Raw genomic sequence first — 19,114 nt, forward strand, 5'->3', positions numbered from 1 at the left:
TTCCTTGTCTCTTGCCTTTTCCGGCACTCCTGTTTTGCTATGACCTAAGTAGTAACGAAAAATCATACACAAAAGCGCCCAACGGAGTTTTCGCCCCAAATGTATGCGAAAAACCGAATACAAACAGATATGCTTAGGGGGTGTCTTTGAACTCCGAAGGCAGCCGATTTTGCCGCATTTTCGTTCCATGCAAGGCACTTTTGTGCAGGCGTACCAGAGGTACGGCAAGCAAAAGCAATGTATTCAGAAATTTGAATACCTCGAGGGGAAATGGCAGGTGGACTTGCCCATTCCAATGCGTCGATCAGCGGATGGGCATTTGTCACACTCTCGGGCCTTTTACATAAACTACACTATAACCGTGACAGACACCCGGCGAAAGGCGGGCTGGCAGGAACTTGAAGCGGCAAACGCGCGAGGACCGCGAGCTGCCCGCAGGCCCGGATGTTCTGTGAAGGAGGTTGCTTGACGATGCATGAGTTGGCTCGTGAATTGCTGGCTCTTGAAGCGGGAGAGGTTTTATCCGGGGAGCCGCTTGCTCCCTACACCACCTGGAAGATCGGAGGGCCTGCGGATGTGCTGGTGACGCCTTCCTCCAAGGAGAAGCTGGCGCACACCATCGCGCATCTGAACAGCAGGGGGATTCCCTGGTTTCTGCTGGGAAGAGGCTCCAATCTGCTGGTGTCCGACAAGGGCTTTCGGGGGGCGGTGGTCCGCTTGGGCCGGGCTTTTGAAGAGGTCCGGTTTGAAGGGGAAACCGTCTATGCCGGCGCTGCCTTCTCTCTAATCAAGCTGTCTGTGCTGGTTGGCAAAGAAGGGCTGACAGGTCTGGAATTCGCCGGCGGCATTCCGGGTACGGTGGGCGGCGCGGTGTTTATGAACGCCGGGGCCCACGGCTCGGATATGTCGAAGATTCTTGTAGAGGCGGAGGTTCTTCTGGGAACGGGAGAATGGAAGCGGATGTCGCCGGAGGAGTTGCAGTATGCGTACCGCCATTCGATTCTTCATGAGGAAACGGGCATTGTGACTGAAGCGGTGTTCCGGATGCAGCAGGGGGACCGGAAGGAGATTGCCGGGGCGATGGCCGCTTACAAGGACCGCCGGAGACGGACCCAACCGCTGCAGCTGCCCTGCGCCGGGAGCACCTTCCGCAATCCGCCGGGGAATTTTGCGGCCAAACTCATTGAAGAAGCCGGGTTGAAGGGGAAGCGCGTCGGAGGGGCGGAGGTATCCCCGATGCATGCCAACTTCATCGTGAATACCGGCGGCGCCACAGCCCGGGATGTAGCGGAGCTGATGGAGCTGATCCAGACCACTGTGCAGGCCTCTGCCGGTGTGAAGCTGGTGCCCGAGGTCCGCAAGATCGGGGAATGGTAAGCCTTCCCTTCCGGCTGTTGGCAACAGGCGGGCAATCACGCATCGCAATGCATCCTCCTTATGCAGGCGCAGGCGGCGGCTCAAAAAGCCTCGCGGGTTCGTAGTCGCGGGTTTTCCTTCACTGGCTGGACAGCGCGTGTCCGCAATTCGGTTACGTCGGCTTCCGGCCAGTTAAAAGAAATGCTACTCCGTCGGAACATGACGGGGCGGCTGTTTCTTCTCACGGAAAACTTTTACGGAGGTGGAACTTTGGAGAAGCTGGTCATCGAAGGCGGCAGACCACTAACGGGAACGGTTCGCATCCAGGGCGCCAAAAATGCGGCGCTGCCGATTCTGGCGGCATCGGTTATGGCCAAAGGGGTGCACCGTATCCAAAACGTGCCGGATTTGCTGGATATCCATGTTATGCTGGATATATTAAGGTCCCTCGGGTGCAAGGCGGAATTGGCAAACGGCACGGTCACCATCAATACGGCGCTGATGCATTCCTCCCACATTCCCGAAGAGCTGATGGGGCAGATGAGATCGTCCATCTTCCTGATGGGGCCTCTCTTGGCCAGATTTGGCGAGGTTCGGGTGTATCAGCCCGGCGGCTGTGCCATCGGGGAGCGCAAGATCAATCTTCACCTTCTGGGGCTGGAAGCGTTGGGCGCCAAGGTGGAGGAAACCGGCAACCGGATCGTTTGCACCGCCAGTCAACTTATCGGCAATGATATCTTCCTTGATTTTCCCAGTGTCGGGGCTACCGAGAATATTATGATGGCCGCAGCACAGGCAGACGGCCTGACCACCATTCATAATGCGGCAAGGGAACCGGAAATCCAGGACCTGCAAAATTTTCTCAACGCCATGGGGGCCAATATCTACGGAGCGGGCACCGACACCATTACCATCAAAGGGGTTCCGAGGCTGGTACCCGTCACTTATTCCGTCATACCGGACCGAATCGTAACCGGCACACTCATGATCGCAGCCGCTGTCACCCGGGGCAGCATTACACTCGAAAACACCAACTCCTCCCACCTCACTTCCGCTATCCACGCACTCCGCCGCGCCGGTGTTCAAATTTCCATTGATGGTGATATAATACATGTATGCTGCCATGGAAGGCCCAAGGCGGTGGAGCGGATTGTCACGTCCNATGGAAGGCCCAAGGCGGTGGAGCGGATTGTCACGTCCCCCCATCCCGCTTTCCCTACGGACCTCCAGTCCCAGGTGATGGTCCTTCTATCTCTCGCAGACGGAATGAGTATTATCAAAGAAACGATTTTTGAAGGCAGATTCAAGCATGTGGATGAGCTGGCCCGCATGGGGGCAGACATCCGGATTGATCAGGCCAATGCCTATATCCGCGGCGTTCCCCGCCTGTACGGTGCCACTGTGGAAGCTACAGACCTGCGGGCCGGAGCTGCTCTGGTCATTGCAGGGCTGGCTGCGCGCGGCATTACGGTAGTGGAACAAATTCATCATATTGACCGGGGATATGATAGAATAGAAGAAATGCTGGCCCGTCTCGGAGCCTGCATTACCAGAACCGACGCTTCCGTTTCGCCGTCGGCGTGGAATACCGGCAGCCCTGCAGCCGGGAAGCTGGTATCCGAGGCGTAAGGAATGCTTCCAGTTTTAATGGCATAACCCCGCATCAGCCGCCGCCACCCCATCCCCCAAAAGTGAAGTGATGCTTCGCAAGCGAAGTCAGGGTACTTTTGGGGGAACATCCGCATGAACACGCGGAGGGTGCGGGATATGCGTTGCGCATGGCGTCCCGGCCATGCTTCATTCTGCCCGCCCGGGAAAAAGAAGGTGTTGGATTGTCCAAGGGAAACGCCGTACCCGCCATGAAGCCTGCCGGTCCCAAGGAGAAGCGGGGGAGCGGTAAACTGCGCCGGCTGGTCATTGTTTTTTTTATCACTTTATTCCTGATTCTCTTCTTTCAATCCTCCATCAGCAAAATTTCGCAAATTCAGGTGGAGGGCAATGAGCTGGTTTCGGCGGAAGAGATTATCGCCGCTTCCGGGGCCAGAATCGGCGATAACTTTTTTACGATGGGGACAAGCACCGTTCAGGTTAATGTCCAAAAGCATCCGTTTATCGAATCGGCGGAGGTTGCGAAAAGCTTCCCGGGTGTGCTGAAGCTTCATGTGAAGGAATACCGCAGGGTGGCGTTCCAATTGGCGGAGGATGGCACCAAGGAGGTGCTGCTTGCCGACGGAAGCGCTTTGCCCGTCGCCGGGCAGGCGGCCAATGTCCCCCTGGACATGCCCATTCTCTCCGGCTGGACGGCGGACAATCCGCTGAAGGCCAAGCTGTGCGAGGCTTTGTCCCAGGTTCCGCAGCAATATCTGTCGGACATCTCCGAGATCAGGCCCGATCCCAGCACGGCCTATGAGGACCGCATCAAAATCTACACCCGGTCCCGCTACGAGGTGCTGACCACCATCGAATATCTGCCCGGCAACATCCAATATCTCGGTTTTCTGACCAATGAGCTGAAGGAACGGGGCAAGGATTCCGGCGTGATTACCATGCTGGAGCAGATCCGCCACGCTCCTTTTGAAGGGGAGGCCGCCTCCGGGGACAAAGCAGCCAAGACAAGCCCAACCAAAACCCCGAATGCGCCCAAATCCACCCCAACCAAAGGACAGGCCAACAGTCCGGCCAAGGAAACCCCCAAGCCAACCCCTACGCCCAGCAATAAATCCAATGGAGGCCAGGGCAGCTGATGCGGCAAGGATAAAATGATCGCGATATAGGGCTTGCGAATCGGTAATTAGGACTACTCATTGCCTGGAAATAATGTTAAAATTAAAATTATGGAATTTAATAGCTTCATAGACTCTTGAAACCTGTCCGGCTTAGCCAGAACCAGGTTATTCCAGGGTAGATATTTCCATCAAAAAAAATGTTGAAAAAAGAGGGAATCCGGGGCTCCTGTTGAATACATACAGAAGCATCCGGCCCAAGCCTCCATTTTCCAAAATGGAGCGTTAAGACGAAAGAACAGGAGGTGCCATCGGTTGAGCAACAATGACGTCATTGTGAGTCTGGACATCGGTACATCCAAAGTGCGTGTTATTATTGGCGAAGTAATAAACGGTGCCATTAATATAATTGGAGTGGGATCAAGCGAATCCGAGGGAATCCGGAAGGGTGCCATTGTCGACATCGACAAGACGGTAGAATCCATCAGGAATGCAGTGGACCATGCCGAGCGCATGGTGGGCATTCAGATTTCGGACGTATTCGTGGGGATTTCCGGCAACCATATTGCGCTTCAGTCCAGCCATGGAGTTGTGGCCGTCTCCAATGAAGACCGGGAGATCGGCGATGAGGATATCGAACGTGTTCTGCAAGCGGCAAGAGTCATTGCGCTGCCACCCGAACGGGAGATTATCGGCATTGTGCCCAAGCAGTTCCTGGTGGACGGGCTTGAGGGTATACAGGACCCCCGGGGCATGATCGGCGTTCGCCTTGAGGTGGAAGCCACCATCATTACCGGAACCAAAACTGCCGTACATAATTTGAGGCGCGTCGTGGAGAAGTCCGGCCTGCGCATTGCCGGGCTGACCTTGATGTCCCTGGCCAGCGGTTTTCTGACCCTCTCCAAGGACGAGAAGTCCCTTGGCACCGTTCTGGTAGACGTGGGAGCGGGCGCCACTACAATATCCGTCTTTATGGACGGAAATATGGCCGCTACCTCCACCATTCCCGTTGGAGGCGATTTTGTCACCAACGATATTTCCATCGGTCTGCATACGCAAACCGAGCATGCCGAGAAAATGAAGCTGAAGTACGGCTGCGCATCTCTGGACGATGCCGCCGCCGATCAGGTATTCAAGGTGCCGCGCATCGGAAGCAATCTGGACAAGGAATTTTCCCAGGTGGATCTGGCCAGCATCATTGAACCCCGAATTGAAGAAATCTTCCAGCTGATCCGTGCTGAAGTTCATCGTTTAGGTTATGGCAATGCGGCCGGCGGTTATGTGCTGACCGGCGGAACGGTGAATCTGCCGGGCATCCTGTCCGTTGCCAAGCGGGAACTGGATACTTCCGTCAGGATTGCCTCGCCGGAATTCATCGGTGTCCGCGACCCTTCTTACACCAGCGGGGTAGGCATCATCAATTTTGTGGCGAAGAACGCCAAGACGCGCCCTTCCGGGAATCACCGCAAGGCCGCCGTCAAAGCCTCCTCGCCAGCCGCGTCGGACAAGCCTGGGTTTTTCGAAAGGGTGAAAAATTTCCTAAGCGAATTAATATAGCGGGTTGCACTGCTACGAATCTGAATGAGGATCAGTGAGGGGGAACTAATACGCATGCTGGAATTTGATATTGACAACGAACAGCTTGCCACGATCAAAGTAATTGGAGTTGGCGGCGGCGGCAGCAACGCGGTCAACCGGATGATTGAATCGGGCATTCAAAGCGTTGAATTCATTACGGTGAATACCGATGCGCAAGCATTGAATATGGCGAGATCCGAGATTAAGCTGAAAATCGGCGAGAAGCTGACCCGCGGCCTGGGAGCAGGAGCCAATCCTGAGGTTGGCAAGAAGGCTGCCGAGGAATCCCGCGAGCTTCTGATCCAGCAGCTGAAGGGTGCGGATCTGGTGTTCGTTACGGCCGGTATGGGCGGCGGCACAGGCACGGGAGCGGCTCCCGTCATTGCCGAGATCGCCAAGGAATGCGGCGCATTGACGGTGGGCGTGGTTACCCGCCCGTTTACCTTTGAGGGCCGCAAGCGGGCCATGCAGGCGGAGCAAGGCATTGCCGCCCTGAAGGAAAAGGTGGATACGCTGATCGTAATCCCCAACGACCGGTTGCTGGAGATTATCGACAAGAAAACGCCGATGATGGAAGCATTCCGCGTAGCGGACAATGTGCTTCTGCAAGGCGTTCAAGGCATTTCCGACCTGATTATGGTGCCCGGCCTGATCAACCTGGACTTCGCCGACGTGAAGACCATTATGTCCGAGCGCGGCTCCGCGCTGATGGGCATTGGCGTGGGTTCGGGAGAGAACAGAGCGGCGGATGCAGCCCGCAAGGCTATCCAAAGCCCGCTTCTGGAAACCTCCATCGAGGGCGCCCGCGGCGTTATCATGAACATTACCGGCGGCATCAATATGAGCCTCTACGAGGTCAACGAAGCGGCGGAGATCGTCAGCGCCGCAGCGGACCCCGAGGTGAATGTGATCTTCGGCGCCATTATCGATGAAAGCCTGAAGGATGAAATCAAGGTAACGGTGATTGCCACCGGCTTCGAGCACAAGGCCCCCAGCGCTGTGCCGCAGCAGCGGCGTCCTTCCGCTTCCGCTCCCAGCCATGCGGAGCCCAGCCAGCCGGAAACCCGCACAGCGGGCATCCGCCCCTTCGGCAACCAGCCGGCAGGGGATCAGCTGGATATCCCCACCTTTTTGCGGAACCGTCCGCGGAATAACCGGGAATAAGCGCATATTTCCCCAACCCTTTGCCTTGTGCAGGCAAAGGTTTTTTTTGTGCGCTATGTCGAAAATTAATATATTTTTTAGACAAAAATCGATGAAATTTTACATATTCCAGCTAAAATATGAAAAAGGACTTTCTTTCAGCATTATGGATGGAATTGGAGACTCATCAAAAGGGAGAGAGATGGAACATGGTAAACCGGGTTCTGAGAAGAATGAGACTATTTCAGTTCCAGACAGTCCGAATGAAAACCTTGGTCACACTGCTTCCCGCATTTGCCGCTACGTTAGCGCTGCTGGCCGGATTTTCTTACTTTTATTCCAAGCAGGTTATTCAGGACCAGATTGGACAGCAGATGGATCTGCAGCTGAGCGAGATTTCCGGCCGAATCTCCTCTAACCTGGGGCTGCACGGCAGGACGCCGGAAATTGTCGCCCGGACTGTGGAAGGGCAGGCTTCCGCCTATTCGCTGAAGCAATATCAGGCCATATTGACCAGTGCGGTGGCCTCCAATCCGGATTCGTTTGGAATGGGCATTTATTTTGAGCCGTACCGGTATTCGGCAGACAAGCAGTTTTTCTCTACATACATTTACCGCAACGGCCAGGAGCTTGCCGCAACGGAGCAATACAGCGATCCGTCCTATAATTATCCCGAGCAAGATTGGTACAAAATCGGAATGCAGCAAAAAGGGATCACCTCTCCCTACTACGACCCGGGTACGGATATAACTATGGTGACCTTCAGCTATCCGTTTTTTGCCGAAGACCGCACACTGTTGGGCATTGTCACCGGCGACCTTAATTTGCAGACGGTGCAGCGGCAAATTGATGAGGCTGCGGTGGGCGCGTCCGGATGGGCCACACTGTACGACAGCGAGGGCAATTACCTGGCCGGACCGGATAAGGATAAAATCATGAAGCTGAATCTTGTCCAGGAAACCAACTCCGGTTTGGCCGGGTCCGCTGCGGAGCTTCTGGGAAAAGACAGCGGGATGACTGTCTACAAAGAAGATGGAGAACGCTACCGCCTCTATCACCAGAAGCTGGCCGAGACCGGATGGGTGCTTGCTCTGACCGTTCCCGAGAGCGAATTGTTCAGTCCCCTCCGCACGTTGCTGGTCTGGACTTCCCTTATCGGAATTGCCGGCATAGCTGTGGCCGCCTTGTCCGTATATCTCTTCAGCCTGGCCATTACCCGCAATCTGGAACGGGTGAACCTGCTGTCCAAGGCTTTGTCGGAAGGGGATTTCACCAGGGAAATTGCCATTTCGGGAAAAGATGAGTTTGCCGCCATGGCCGGGCATCTTAACCGGATGACGCTGAACATCAGGGAGCTGGTGGGAAAAATCAGCGAAAGCTCCCTTCAGGTGGCGGCGGCCTCCGAGCAGCTGACCACCAGCGCCGAGGAATGCAGCCGGGTTACCGAAAGTGTCGTGCTGTCCATCCAGGAGGTTGCCTCCGGCTCCGAATCGCAATTGGCCAGCACCCGGGAAACGGCAAAGGCGATGGAGGAGATGGCTGCGGGAGTACAGCGTATTGTAGACGGCTCTCTTGTTTCATCCCGGGCGGCGGAGGCCATCTCCACCCAGGCGAAATACGGCAGCGGGCAGATGAGGGAAGCGGCGGCCTGCCTCAAGGCTCTTGAGGAAGACTCCGCCCAAACCATGGAGCTTATTGATTCCCTGGGCCGGCATTCCGGCGAGGTTGTCCAAATCGTCGATTTCATTGCCGAAATCAGCAATCAGACCAATCTGCTGTCGCTGAACGCGGCCATTGAAGCTGCCCGGGCGGGGGAGCACGGCAAAGGCTTTGCCGTTGTCGCCAATGAAGTCAAAAAGCTGGCTGAACGGTCGACGGATGCGGCCAGGACCATCAGCAGCCTGATTGCCAAAATACAAGAAGGAAATGCAAATGCAGCGGAGGTCATGTCCCATAACAACGCCAAAGTAAAGGAAAGCGCAGAGCTGGCGGCGGAGGCCGGGCGGATTTTTGAGGAGATCCAACAAGGCCTCGGGAGCATTGCCGCCCAAAGCCATGAAATCTCCGCCTCCTCCGAAGAGCTTATGGCCGGTACGGAAGAAATCACCTCCACGATGGATCAGCTGGCCCAAATCGCCATAGGAGCCGCGGGCCATACCCAGACGGTTGCGGCAGCGTCCCAGGAACAGCTGGCTTACATGGAGCAGGTGGCGTCCTCGTCTGCGGATTTGGCCCAAATGGCCGATAGGCTGCAGCTTCTCCTGGCCAGGTTCAAGGTTGGCTGAGCGGCAATAGAGGCTCTAACGCAAAGCTCTGATTCCAATGAATCAGGGCTTTTCCTTTTTTATGAAAAACTTGCACAAAACTTATACAAAATTTTCACTAAATGTAATTTACACATAGGTCTTTAAGCTTATATAATTAAGCCCATAGTCCTTATATTGTACGTTATATGCGTGATCAGGAAAAGGGGGAAGTTTCATTGAAAAGCTTGCATCTGCGCATTGCGCTCTATTTTTCTGCGTTTATTTTGTTTGCCGGCCTGATTCTCAGCTATGTGACGTATACCTCCTCCAAGAGGCTTGTGACCGACTCTCTCGGCCAGCAGGCCAGAACAGTGGCGGAGGCGGCGCTGAAGCAGATTGACGTGACGAAGTATAAAGACATCACCCCGGAAAAAGGCGAAACGCCATACTACCATGAGCTTCGCGCCAAATTGAATACAATCCGGGAGGAGAACGGGCTGAAGTATCTGTACACCATGGCGGCCCGGAGCAAGGACGGGGCAACGGAATATTATTATGTGGTTGACGGGGCTCCGGCAGATGCCGAGGGAGAGGATTTCTCCCCTCTGGGTCAGGTGGAAGAGGAGCAGTTCCCGGAATTTTCGGTTATATTCGAGAATAAAGAGCTCCTTATCGGAGAACTGGTGCAAGCGGATTCTTACGGCGCTACCATTTCCGCGTATGTGCCTATCCTGGACGCCAATCAGGAAATGCTCGGCATACTGGGCGCCGATTTTGATGCAAGCGAGGTATACAGGCTGCTTGACGAGAACCGCAGCCGGATCATCTGGGTTACGGGCAGCATGATTCTGCTGTCGTTTGCGGTGATATACGCCTTTGCCCGGGTGATCTTCATTCCCCTCAGACGGATGACCGCCGAGATGCAGCGGGTCCAAAACGGAGACCTGACGGTGGAGATGACGGTCAGGGGCAAGGATGAGGTGGCCCGTTTGGCCGCCGGCTTCAGCCAAATGGTCAAGGACCTGCGCCGGATGATCTCCGCCATCAAAACCAGCACCGAGCTTCTGCACCAGTCCGCCGGAATGCTGGTTGACAATATGGGCCATACGGAAAAGGTGGGCCAGCAGATTACGCAAGACGCGGGAGACGCGTCCGTGCACGCGCAGGGGCAGTGGAATGCCTCCCGCGAGACTGCCCGGGCTATGGGAGAAGTGGGGGCGGGAGTGAACCGGGTGGCGGAATCCGCTTCCGTTGTTGCGGAAGCCTCCCAAGCGGCCGCTTCGGCGGTGAGAGATGGGGACGCTTCCGTTCATCTGGCCGTTGATCAGATGGAGATCATTGGACGCTTCTCCCAAGCGGCGGCGGCGGATATCCGCCGGCTGGAGGAACGCTCCCGGGAGGTGGAGCAGATTGCAGGCACCATTCGGGATATCGCCGCCCAAACCAATCTGCTGGCGCTGAACGCCGCTATTGAAGCGGCCCGGGCGGGTGAGGCAGGCAGGGGCTTTGCCGTTGTGGCCGACCAGGTGCGCAAGCTGTCGGTTCAATCGGAAGCCTCGACGGCCGCCATCACGGAGCTGATCCGGAATATTCAGATCGATACAGGCCGCGCCGTTCAGGCTGCGGAGAAGGAATATGCAGAGGTGCGCAAGGGGCTGGAGGAGATCAATGCGGTAGGGGGCCAATTCCACCATATTTTGAGCCAGGTGGATAAGGTGGCTTCGGAGGTGCAGGAGGTGTCCGCCGTTTCCCAGCAGATTGCGGCTGCAGCCGAGGAGGTTACGGCTTCTGTGGAGGAGGTGGCCCGCATGTCGCAGCTGGCCTCCGGCCTGATCGACGGCATCGCCTCGGCTTCCCGGGAGCAGTCCGTTATGGTGGCGAATACAAGGCAGTCCTCGGAGGAGCTGATCCGCATGGCGGTTCAGCTTGACGCTCTGGTGGAACGCTTCAACGTCTAGGAGACATGAAGGTTCGACAAAAAAACAGCGGCTTGGGCAGCAGGGTTAGACAGACAATGAGCAATGAAGGGCTTATACTTAAGTTCAAGCTTATTGTCCATGGTATCCCGTCCGGCTTGTCCCGTTTTGCGGTTCCACGGTGAAGCGAAGGTAAGGAAGGAGCGTGGAGCGTCGGCGTGATTTATGCGGACCTGATTTTTCTGGTCAATTTTTTGACGGATGGCGTCTTGCTCCTGGCAACAGCGTGGACAAGAAAATGCAGGGTCAAGCTCTGGCGCATTGCCGCTGCCGCCGCCTTCGGCTCTCTGTATGTGGTGCTTCTGCTGTTCCCCCAATGGTCGTTTATGCTGGCATTCGGGATCAAATTTCTGGTTTCGGCACTGATGGTGCTGATTTCCTTCGGGTACCAGGGATGGCAGGCGCTGGCGCGGAACCTGGCTGCTTTTTATGTAACAGCCTTTGTAACCGCCGGAGGAATCTATGGACTTTATTATTTTTTTCTGCCGCCGAAGGATGTGCTGGAATCGGTATTTACCGGAGTGTATGAGTGGACGGCAGGGTACGGTTTTATCGGACTATGCTTTGTGTTCCTGATCTGGCTGTATATGCGGGTGTTCCGCGGGTCCAAAAAACAGGAGGCGACGGCCAGGCAGATGGCTTCGGTGGAGGTGGAAATCAAAGGCCATCGGCTGTCCTGCATAGGACTTGTGGATACCGGCAACCAGCTGTACGATCCCTTGACCAAAACCCCGGTGATGATCGCCGAAGCAAGGTTATGGAAGGATGTATTGCCCAAGGAATGGCTGAAGCGGATGCAGACCCAGGATGCCGAGTCCATTGTGGCGGCGATGGGAGAAGAGGAGTTTGTATGGCAGGACCGTCTCCGCATTGTGCCTTACCGGGGAGTGAACCGTTCCACCCAGTTTATGCTGGCCATCCGGCCGGACAAGGTGCAGCTGCAGTATGGGGGGCGCGAATGGGAAGCCCGGAAGGTGCTGATCGGCTTTGACGGGGGCCAATTGAGTGCGGACGGCTCTTACCAGGCCATAATCCATCCTATGCTGCTGTCGGACTAATTAGTATCAACAGGAGGTACGATACATGCAGGTGAAATGGCGGCTGATGCTGCAACTGTACTACTACAAATTTCTTATACTGCTGGGCAAAAAAAGCGACGAAATCTATTACATCGGAGGAAGCGAAGCCCTGCCGCCGCCCTTGACCCGGGAGGAGGAGGAGTTTCTCCTGTCCCGTCTTTCAACGGGAGACGCCGCTGTCCGGGCCATGCTTATCGAGCGGAATCTCCGGCTGGTGGTTTACATAGCCCGAAAGTTTGAGAATACCGGGATCAATATCGAGGATTTGGTGTCCATCGGCGCCATCGGCCTGATCAAGGCGGTGAACACCTTTGACCCGGAAAAGAAGATCAAGCTGGCTACCTACGCTTCCCGGTGCATCGAGAATGAGATTCTCATGTATCTGCGGCGCAACAGCAAAATCCGCTCGGAGGTTTCCTTCGACGAGCCCCTGAACATCGATTGGGACGGCAACGAGCTGCTCCTGTCCGATGTGCTGGGCACGGAGAATGATACCATCTACCGCAATATTGAGGAGCAGGTGGACCGGAAGCTGCTGCACAAGGCCCTCGACAAGCTGACGGAGCGGGAGCGGACCATTATGGAGCTGCGCTTCGGGCTGACGGACGGGGAGGAGAAAACCCAGAAGGATGTGGCCGACATGCTGGGCATCTCCCAATCCTATATCTCCCGGCTGGAGAAGCGGATCATCAAGCGGCTGCGCAAGGAATTCAATAAGATGGTGTAAGGAAGGAACCGGTCAAAGCGGGTCAACGCAAAACCGGCCGGGCTGATGCGAAAGCGCCAGCCCGGCCGGTTTTTTTGCTGGAGAGAAGCATGGAGAGCCCACGGAGTAAAGAGGCGGTGTGCGGATAACGGCGGCAGGATGTTCCGGTATATGGCAAATGGTGAAGAAAACCCATGAGGAACGGAAGAATCCACAACAAAATTTCCTGAAAACGGTTGTACAATAATTTTGACGCAATCGAACAAGCCGGCAGTCCGTGTTTGGCATGACGACGCCCGGCGACTACAAGGCCAAAACATGCTGACCGGCGGGAAGGGAGGGATGCTTGCCAGGAGCCCAGGCTGTATCCGGCGCGCTGGCAGAGGGATAGCATTTAAATGTGTATACGCTTGCAAAATCAATTTTTGAGGAGGTCATCCGATTTTGAAGAAGATTATTTCGCTGTTGCTGTGCATGACTCTTGTGCTTGCTTTGAATATGGGCATTATGGAAGTACAAACCGTTCATGCAGCAGATGAAACGGGCATCACCTATTATGCCGATTCCATGTCAGGGGATGATGCAAATGATGGCCAAACCGAAGAGACGGCCTGGAGGTCCTTGGAGAAGCTGAATACTGTTGAATTTCAGCCGGGGGACAAGCTGCTCTTGAAGACGGACAGTATATGGAACGGCCAACTGCGGCCCCTGGGATCAGGCACGGAAGGCAATCCTATTGTAATCGATGTGTACGGTACAGGCGGCAAACCGATTATTAACGGGAATGGAACAGCATCTACAGATGATGAAGGACAGGCTACGGTGTCCGGTGCCGTTATGCTTGTTAATCAATCCTATTGGGAAATCAACAACATCGAGGTAACGAATTTCAATAACACAGTCACATCAAGCCGCGCCGGCATATTGGTCAAAAGCAGCGGTGAGACCAGGCATATTTACGTGCGAAATACGTACGTGCATGATGTCAACAGTGATCCGGACGGCAAGAAAGTAACAGGCGGCATTATGTTTGACGGCGAATTTCACGATGTGCTGGCAGAGGGCAACTATGTCAAAAATGTAGCCATCGAAGGGATTCGCAATGCAAACGGCACCAATAAAGCCAGCACCGATGTTGTGTTTAGAAACAATTACGTTGAAGAGGTGCTGGGAGACGGGATTGTACTTGCGGCGATGAAGTCCGGCGGGATTGTAGAGCGCAACGTGGTGAAAAATTTTGTTAACACGGATGTGGGCAACCGCAACTATGCCGGCATTTGGGTTTATGCCTCCAACAATACCCTATTTCAATATAATGAAGCGTTTGGAGGCAAATACGGCTACAACGACGGAGAGGCATTCGATATTGACCTCCAATGCCAGAATACCACGTTCCAATATAATTACAGCCACAACAACAGAGGCGGCTTCGCGCTGTTTATGAATGGTTCAACCAATAGTGTTTTCCGTTACAATATCAGCGTCAATGACGGTCCGGATACGGAAATCTTTTTTTATGGACCGTCAACAGAAGCGGATACCCCTGAAATTTATAACAATACCATTATTACGGGAACCTCAAGCCGCACGAAAATTTTTAATTCGTGGAGCGCCAGTGCCACGATGAAGTTTTATAACAACCTGATCTATGGCGGACAAACTGTGCAGTTTGCCAACTACCCGGTTAAAGGGGAGTTCGCCAATAACAGCGTTTATCCGGCCTCCATTCTTGCCGTCAACGGTCCAGCCGAGCATCCCGGTGTCATTACCGCCAATCCGCAGCTGGCCAATCCGTGGGTGGAGGTAACAGGGCTTGCCAATACGGATGTGTACAAGCTGCGCAGTAATTCACCCTTGATTGACGCAGGCAAGGTGATAGCGAATAACGGGGGCCAGGACTTTTTTGGCAACACGCTGTATAACGGAGCTCCAGACATTGGGGCCCATGAATTTAATAATGACCCGGGGCCTGAGCCGGAGCTGATTGCGGTTGCTGCGGTCACATTGGATAAAACAAGCCTGGTGCTTCTGACCGGTGATTCGGGAACACTTTCGGCGACTGTGCTGCCCGATGAGGTTTACGATAAAGAAGTGGTCTGGAGCTCAAGCGACGAGCAGATTGCACAGGTCACACAAAGCGGCCAAGTGAAGGCGGTGGCGGCAGGGAAAGCAATAATCACGGCAGCAAGCGTGCAGGACCCGTTAGTTTCGGCGAAGGCTGAGGTTACCGTACAGGAGCCATCGGCTGTATTCATCCCCTCGGATGATGCCTTTGTGCGGGACGGTTCTTACGCTGCTGCCAATTATGGCAATGAAACACTCTTGTACGTCAAAAATGATGCGGCCGGCTATAAAAGAAAAGCTTATGTAAAGTTCGATTTCGGTTCCACGCAGGTCAAAGAGATCGAATCCGCCAAGCTGCGGTTGTATGTGGAAACGGCAAACGGCGATGCCATGAGATCGGTGTCCGTCTATGCAACCGCTGCCAACTGGTCGGAATCAACCCTTACATGGAACAATGCGCCGGGGAAGCTGACGTTTCTTGGGAAGATGGACATTCCAAGCAGCGAGGCAAAAAGCTGGTTCACGGTAGATATAACCGATTATATGCAGACCCACAAAGTCGACGGACAGGTTTCGTTCCTGCTCGTTAATGAAGAGGCCGTAAGCAGCGGGTCCAATGTCAATTTCGCTTCCAGCGAAAGCGGCAATAAGCCCCAGCTTGTGATCCTGGAGCAGGAAGCTGTCGAGGCGGCTTCCACATCGTTGGCGGGAGCCGAGTCCGCAGCTGCGGGTTCGGAGTTTGCCGTAACTCTGAATCTGCATGGTGTGGAACAAATCTATGCCCAGGACATTATCCTTGACTACGATGCCGATGTGATGGAGTTTGTATCTGCAGCTCCGGCACGGGACGGATTAACTATCGCGCAATTGGTTAGCGAGCCAGCTGGCAAGCTGCATTTGCTCATAGCGAGCCAAGGAACGGGACACGCGGTCACCGGGGACAAGGAGATTATCAGGCTGGTATTTAAAGCCAAAGCGGTGCAGCAGGGGGCTGAAGGGGAGATTTCGGTTCGAAGCGCACTGCTGGGGCGGGAGGATGGAACGGAGCTCAGCGCGGTCCCATCTGTCTTCAAGATTCAAATTACTGCCCCGTTCCGGGGAGATATCAATCAGGACGGCAAAGTGACGGTTGGCGATTTGGCGCTGGTGGCTGTGTACTACGGCACAGCCTCGGAGAGCCCGGATTGGGAGCTGGCCAAGCAAGCCGATGTGGATCAAAACGGTGAAATCAATCTTGCCGATCTGACAATCGTGGCAAAACAAATTTTGGAATAATCGATTTTTCAGAATTTCGAGGTGAGCAGCATGGGAATGAAGGGCCGGGTTGCAGGAAGCGGGAGCTTGGCGATCAGAAGGGCAATTGCCGGCGGCCTGGTTTTACTGCTGCTGGCCGTGGGCGCCAGCGGGCTGTATGCCCATGGCCGGAATACGGACGAGGTTGTTCTGTATGTCAATGACGAGCCGGTGACCCGGCAGGAATTTACCCTTTATATGCAGGATACAATCGCCCAGGTCGCGGCTGAATTTCACCAAAAGTATGAAGCCGAGGCAAGCGGCGACTTTTGGACGACGGCTTATAACGGGCGAACTCCCCTGGCGGAATTGAAGGAGCGGACCATTTCCAAGATTGTAAGCGCCAAAGTGGAACAAATACAGGCGAGGAGCTACGGCATAATCGAGGATATTGGCTACCGGGCCTTTCAGAAAGCGCTGAAGGATGAAAATGAGCGCAGAGCCAAGGCTGTCCGGCAGGGAGAGGCGGTCTACGGTCCCGTCCGCTTCGGCGAGCGGGAATATGCAAGCTATTTGCAAGGCGCGATGGAGGAAAAGCTGCAGCAAGTGCTGTGGGAGGAAAAGCTCCGGGCGCCGGAGGAGCAGCTGCAATCCTATTACGAGAAAATAAAGGATACATTCTACCATCTGGGGTATGAGCTGGAAACGGAGGAGGTGTTTTGCGAATCACCTGGAGACCTGCAGGGGGCCATGGAAGTATTGGAGCAGGCAATGGCGCGCGCCGCCGGGGGAGAGTCGCTGCGGGTCATCGTCGAGGATGAAAATAGACGCTTGCAGAACCCGCTTGTCTATCGCTCGCAGCTTCTTGGCAGCCGCAGCGCGTCCAAGGAAGATTCGCGCAGCGCCAAGCTGGAGGAGACAGCATTGCAGTATAAGGCCGGTGAGCTCAGTCCGATTTTCCAATTGGAGCAGGAGATTGGGTTTATCCGGGTCGGAGGCATAAACAATCTTGGCTACCAGCCCTTTTCGTCGGTTAAAGACGGGGTTATTCAGCACTATGTGCAAGAGCGGCTGCAAAATCTGCTGAAGCAGCTGGAGCAAGAGGCAAATGTCCGTATTGAAGCCAAGGCGCTGGATGAAACATTGGGAGCCTTGGCTAAATAATGAAATGACGAGGGGGAGGGGCGAACCTCCCCTTCGCCTGTTTGATCCAACAGAAAGGCGGAACCCGTTATGAAAGCCAAACTGCTTGAGATCTCCATCTGCCTCCTTATGGCTATGCTCGCTTTGACATGTGCCCTTGGACCCGCCGGTACGGCGAAGGCCGAAGCGGAAGCAGCCTTTTCTTTATCCGCTGACAAATTTGAGGTCAGCAAGGACGACGATGTCATTATAATCTTAACCGGCAGCGGTTTAATCTCCTTGATTTCCTTCGAGGCGGCGCTGCAATACTCAGAGGAGAATTTGGAATATGTGGGGATGGAGACGCTTGACGGCGCTTTCTCCTTCGAAACGAAGAAGGCTTCGGGAGGCTTCTCGGTCGTATCGGCCAATTTCGGTTATGTGCCGGCTCTATCAGGCAGCCATGAGCTGGTCAAGCTGAAGTTCAAGGTCAAGGAAGCGGGCAATGCGGTGATTGAATTGGTAAAGGTTCAGTTTATGAACCAAGACAGTCAGAGCATTCTGAGCTGGGATGAAGGGGATCGAATCACCCTGAGCTTTGCCGGCTCGGAAGGAGGTACGCCGGAGGAACCCGGCTCCTCCGGGAATGAACAGCCGGAGGCGACGGAACAGCCGAGGCTGCCGGTTCAACCCAATGGCCCGGCTGAGGAGGGGGTGGTGATCATCGCCCCTGAGACGGCCGGAGCCGGCTCGTATGTGTTGCAGCTGCCGACGGCTGTACTGAATGATCAAGACGCCAAGGCATCCTTTGAAATCCGCACGGATATCGGCACGCTGCTCATTCCCGGGGGCATGCTGGCAAATGCTGCATCCGGCGAGGAGAGTATCGGGATTCGTATCAGCCGGGGGGACCCGTCCAAGCTGCCGGTTGGCGTACAAAGCGCCATCGGCCATCATCCAGTGCTGGAGCTGGACTTGATTGTTGATGGCCAACCCGTTGCATGGAATAATCCGAAGGCGCCGGTTACTGTCATGATTGATTATGCGCTGACGGCGGCGGAACTGCTCAATCCGGATAAAATTGTGGTGTGGTATGTGGACTCCCAGGGGCTTACGAAAGTGGTCCCCAACGGCCGATACGATCCGGCTGCCGGTAAGCTCGTCTTCAAAGCCTCCCATTCCGGCACATATGCTCCGGCTTATGCGGAGAAGACCTTCGGCGATCTGGCAGAGGCGGAGTGGGCGCGGCAGGCTGTGGAGGCCATGGCTGCCCGGGAGGTGCTGCAAGGAACGGCTGAGGAAGCATTCAGTCCGCAGCAGCCCATTAAGAGAGGCGACTTCATGCTTATCCTGGCTCGCGCCCTGGAGCTTGAGGGCTTGGGCGAAGCTGCGGACAAGCCGTTTGCCGATGTGGCAGCGGATGCCTATTATGCAGAGGCGGTAAATACAGCACGCCAGTTGGGCATCGCCCAGGGTGGCGGCAACGCCTTCCATCCCCAGGATGGGATCACACGGGAGGACGCAATGGTGCTGTTCAGCCGCGCCCTTGATGCCAAGGGCATTGCGCTTGGAGGGGCCGCGGCGCCGCCGGAGGGCTTCGCGGATCAAGCGGACTTTGCTGAATATGCACGGCAAAGCATCAGCGCGCTGGCTCAGGCGGGCATCATCGAGGGCTACGATGGGGCACTTCACCCCAAGCAGCCACTTACCCGCGTGCAGGCGGCTGTACTGATGTACAGAGTGCTGCTGCCCCATTGATGTACGCGCGGAATTGTTCATAGGCTTACCCCGGCACCCTTCTTGAGAAGGGTGCCGTTTTTGTTGTATACGAAAACCCCCAGTTCGACTGGGGGTTCTAAAAAGCTTAAAGCTATGAGTAGTCCATCTT

Annotated in this window: 12 protein-coding genes; all 12 read left to right on the forward strand. The window is 55.2% G+C overall.

What is annotated here, in order from left to right:
• Window positions 1-471: 471 nt before the first annotated feature.
• Window positions 472-1,377, forward strand: a complete 906-nt coding sequence (gene murB / locus DQG13_RS29560) for a UDP-N-acetylmuramate dehydrogenase (RefSeq protein ID WP_113023792.1) — start codon at window positions 472-474, stop codon at window positions 1,375-1,377.
• A 249-nt stretch (window positions 1,378-1,626) separates the two neighbouring features.
• Entirely contained in the window at window positions 1,627-2,985 is a 1,359-nt protein-coding gene (gene murA / locus DQG13_RS29565; RefSeq protein WP_113023793.1) for a UDP-N-acetylglucosamine 1-carboxyvinyltransferase, read from the forward strand.
• Window positions 2,986-3,188: 203 nt separating this feature from the next.
• Entirely contained in the window at window positions 3,189-4,100 is a 912-nt protein-coding gene (locus tag DQG13_RS29570; protein WP_181593088.1) for a cell division protein FtsQ/DivIB, read from the forward strand.
• Between the two features lie 294 nt (window positions 4,101-4,394).
• Window positions 4,395-5,636, forward strand: a complete 1,242-nt coding sequence (gene ftsA, locus DQG13_RS29575; protein WP_113023795.1) for a cell division protein FtsA — start codon at window positions 4,395-4,397, stop codon at window positions 5,634-5,636.
• Between the two features lie 54 nt (window positions 5,637-5,690).
• Window positions 5,691-6,821 carry a cell division protein FtsZ gene (gene ftsZ, locus DQG13_RS29580; RefSeq protein ID WP_113023796.1) on the forward strand — a complete coding sequence of 377 codons (1,131 nt, stop codon included), beginning with the start codon at window positions 5,691-5,693 and terminating at the stop codon, window positions 6,819-6,821.
• A 188-nt stretch (window positions 6,822-7,009) separates the two neighbouring features.
• Window positions 7,010-9,085: a methyl-accepting chemotaxis protein gene (locus DQG13_RS29585; RefSeq protein ID WP_113023797.1), complete on the forward strand. Its 2,076-nt coding sequence runs from the start codon at window positions 7,010-7,012 to the stop codon at window positions 9,083-9,085.
• A gap of 197 nt (window positions 9,086-9,282) precedes the next feature.
• The gene (locus DQG13_RS29590) at window positions 9,283-11,004 is read left to right on the forward strand and encodes a methyl-accepting chemotaxis protein (protein WP_181593089.1); all 1,722 of its coding nucleotides are present in this window, start codon (window positions 9,283-9,285) and stop codon (window positions 11,002-11,004) included.
• Between the two features lie 176 nt (window positions 11,005-11,180).
• Window positions 11,181-12,080, forward strand: coding sequence for a sigma-E processing peptidase SpoIIGA (gene spoIIGA / locus DQG13_RS29595; protein ID WP_113023799.1), 900 nt, complete (start codon window positions 11,181-11,183; stop codon window positions 12,078-12,080).
• A gap of 25 nt (window positions 12,081-12,105) precedes the next feature.
• A complete protein-coding gene (sigE, locus tag DQG13_RS29600) occupies window positions 12,106-12,828 on the forward strand; it encodes an RNA polymerase sporulation sigma factor SigE (RefSeq protein ID WP_113023800.1) in 723 nt (240 codons plus the stop codon).
• A 423-nt stretch (window positions 12,829-13,251) separates the two neighbouring features.
• Entirely contained in the window at window positions 13,252-16,146 is a 2,895-nt protein-coding gene (locus DQG13_RS29605) for a CBM96 family carbohydrate-binding protein (protein ID WP_113023801.1), read from the forward strand.
• 66 nt (window positions 16,147-16,212) lie between these two features.
• Entirely contained in the window at window positions 16,213-17,268 is a 1,056-nt protein-coding gene (locus DQG13_RS29610) for a hypothetical protein (RefSeq protein WP_146767235.1), read from the forward strand.
• A 69-nt stretch (window positions 17,269-17,337) separates the two neighbouring features.
• Window positions 17,338-18,984, forward strand: coding sequence for an S-layer homology domain-containing protein (locus tag DQG13_RS29615; protein ID WP_113023803.1), 1,647 nt, complete (start codon window positions 17,338-17,340; stop codon window positions 18,982-18,984).
• Window positions 18,985-19,114 lie beyond the last annotated feature (130 nt).

The organism is Paenibacillus sp. YN15, assembly GCF_003285005.1.
Classification (GTDB): Bacteria; Bacillota; Bacilli; order Paenibacillales; family NBRC-103111; genus Paenibacillus_AR.

Bases quoted from the DNA above. Each gene is read 5' to 3' on its own strand.
- murB (WP_113023792.1), top strand. From the start codon at position 472: ATGCATGAGTTGGCTCGTGAATTGCTGGCTCTTGAAGCGGGAGAGGTT.
- ftsZ (WP_113023796.1), top strand. From the start codon at position 5,691: ATGCTGGAATTTGATATTGACAACGAACAGCTTGCCACGATCAAAGTA.
- DQG13_RS29585 (WP_113023797.1), top strand. From the start codon at position 7,010: ATGGTAAACCGGGTTCTGAGAAGAATGAGACTATTTCAGTTCCAGACA.
- sigE (WP_113023800.1), top strand. From the start codon at position 12,106: ATGCAGGTGAAATGGCGGCTGATGCTGCAACTGTACTACTACAAATTT.
- DQG13_RS29615 (WP_113023803.1), top strand. From the start codon at position 17,338: ATGAAAGCCAAACTGCTTGAGATCTCCATCTGCCTCCTTATGGCTATG.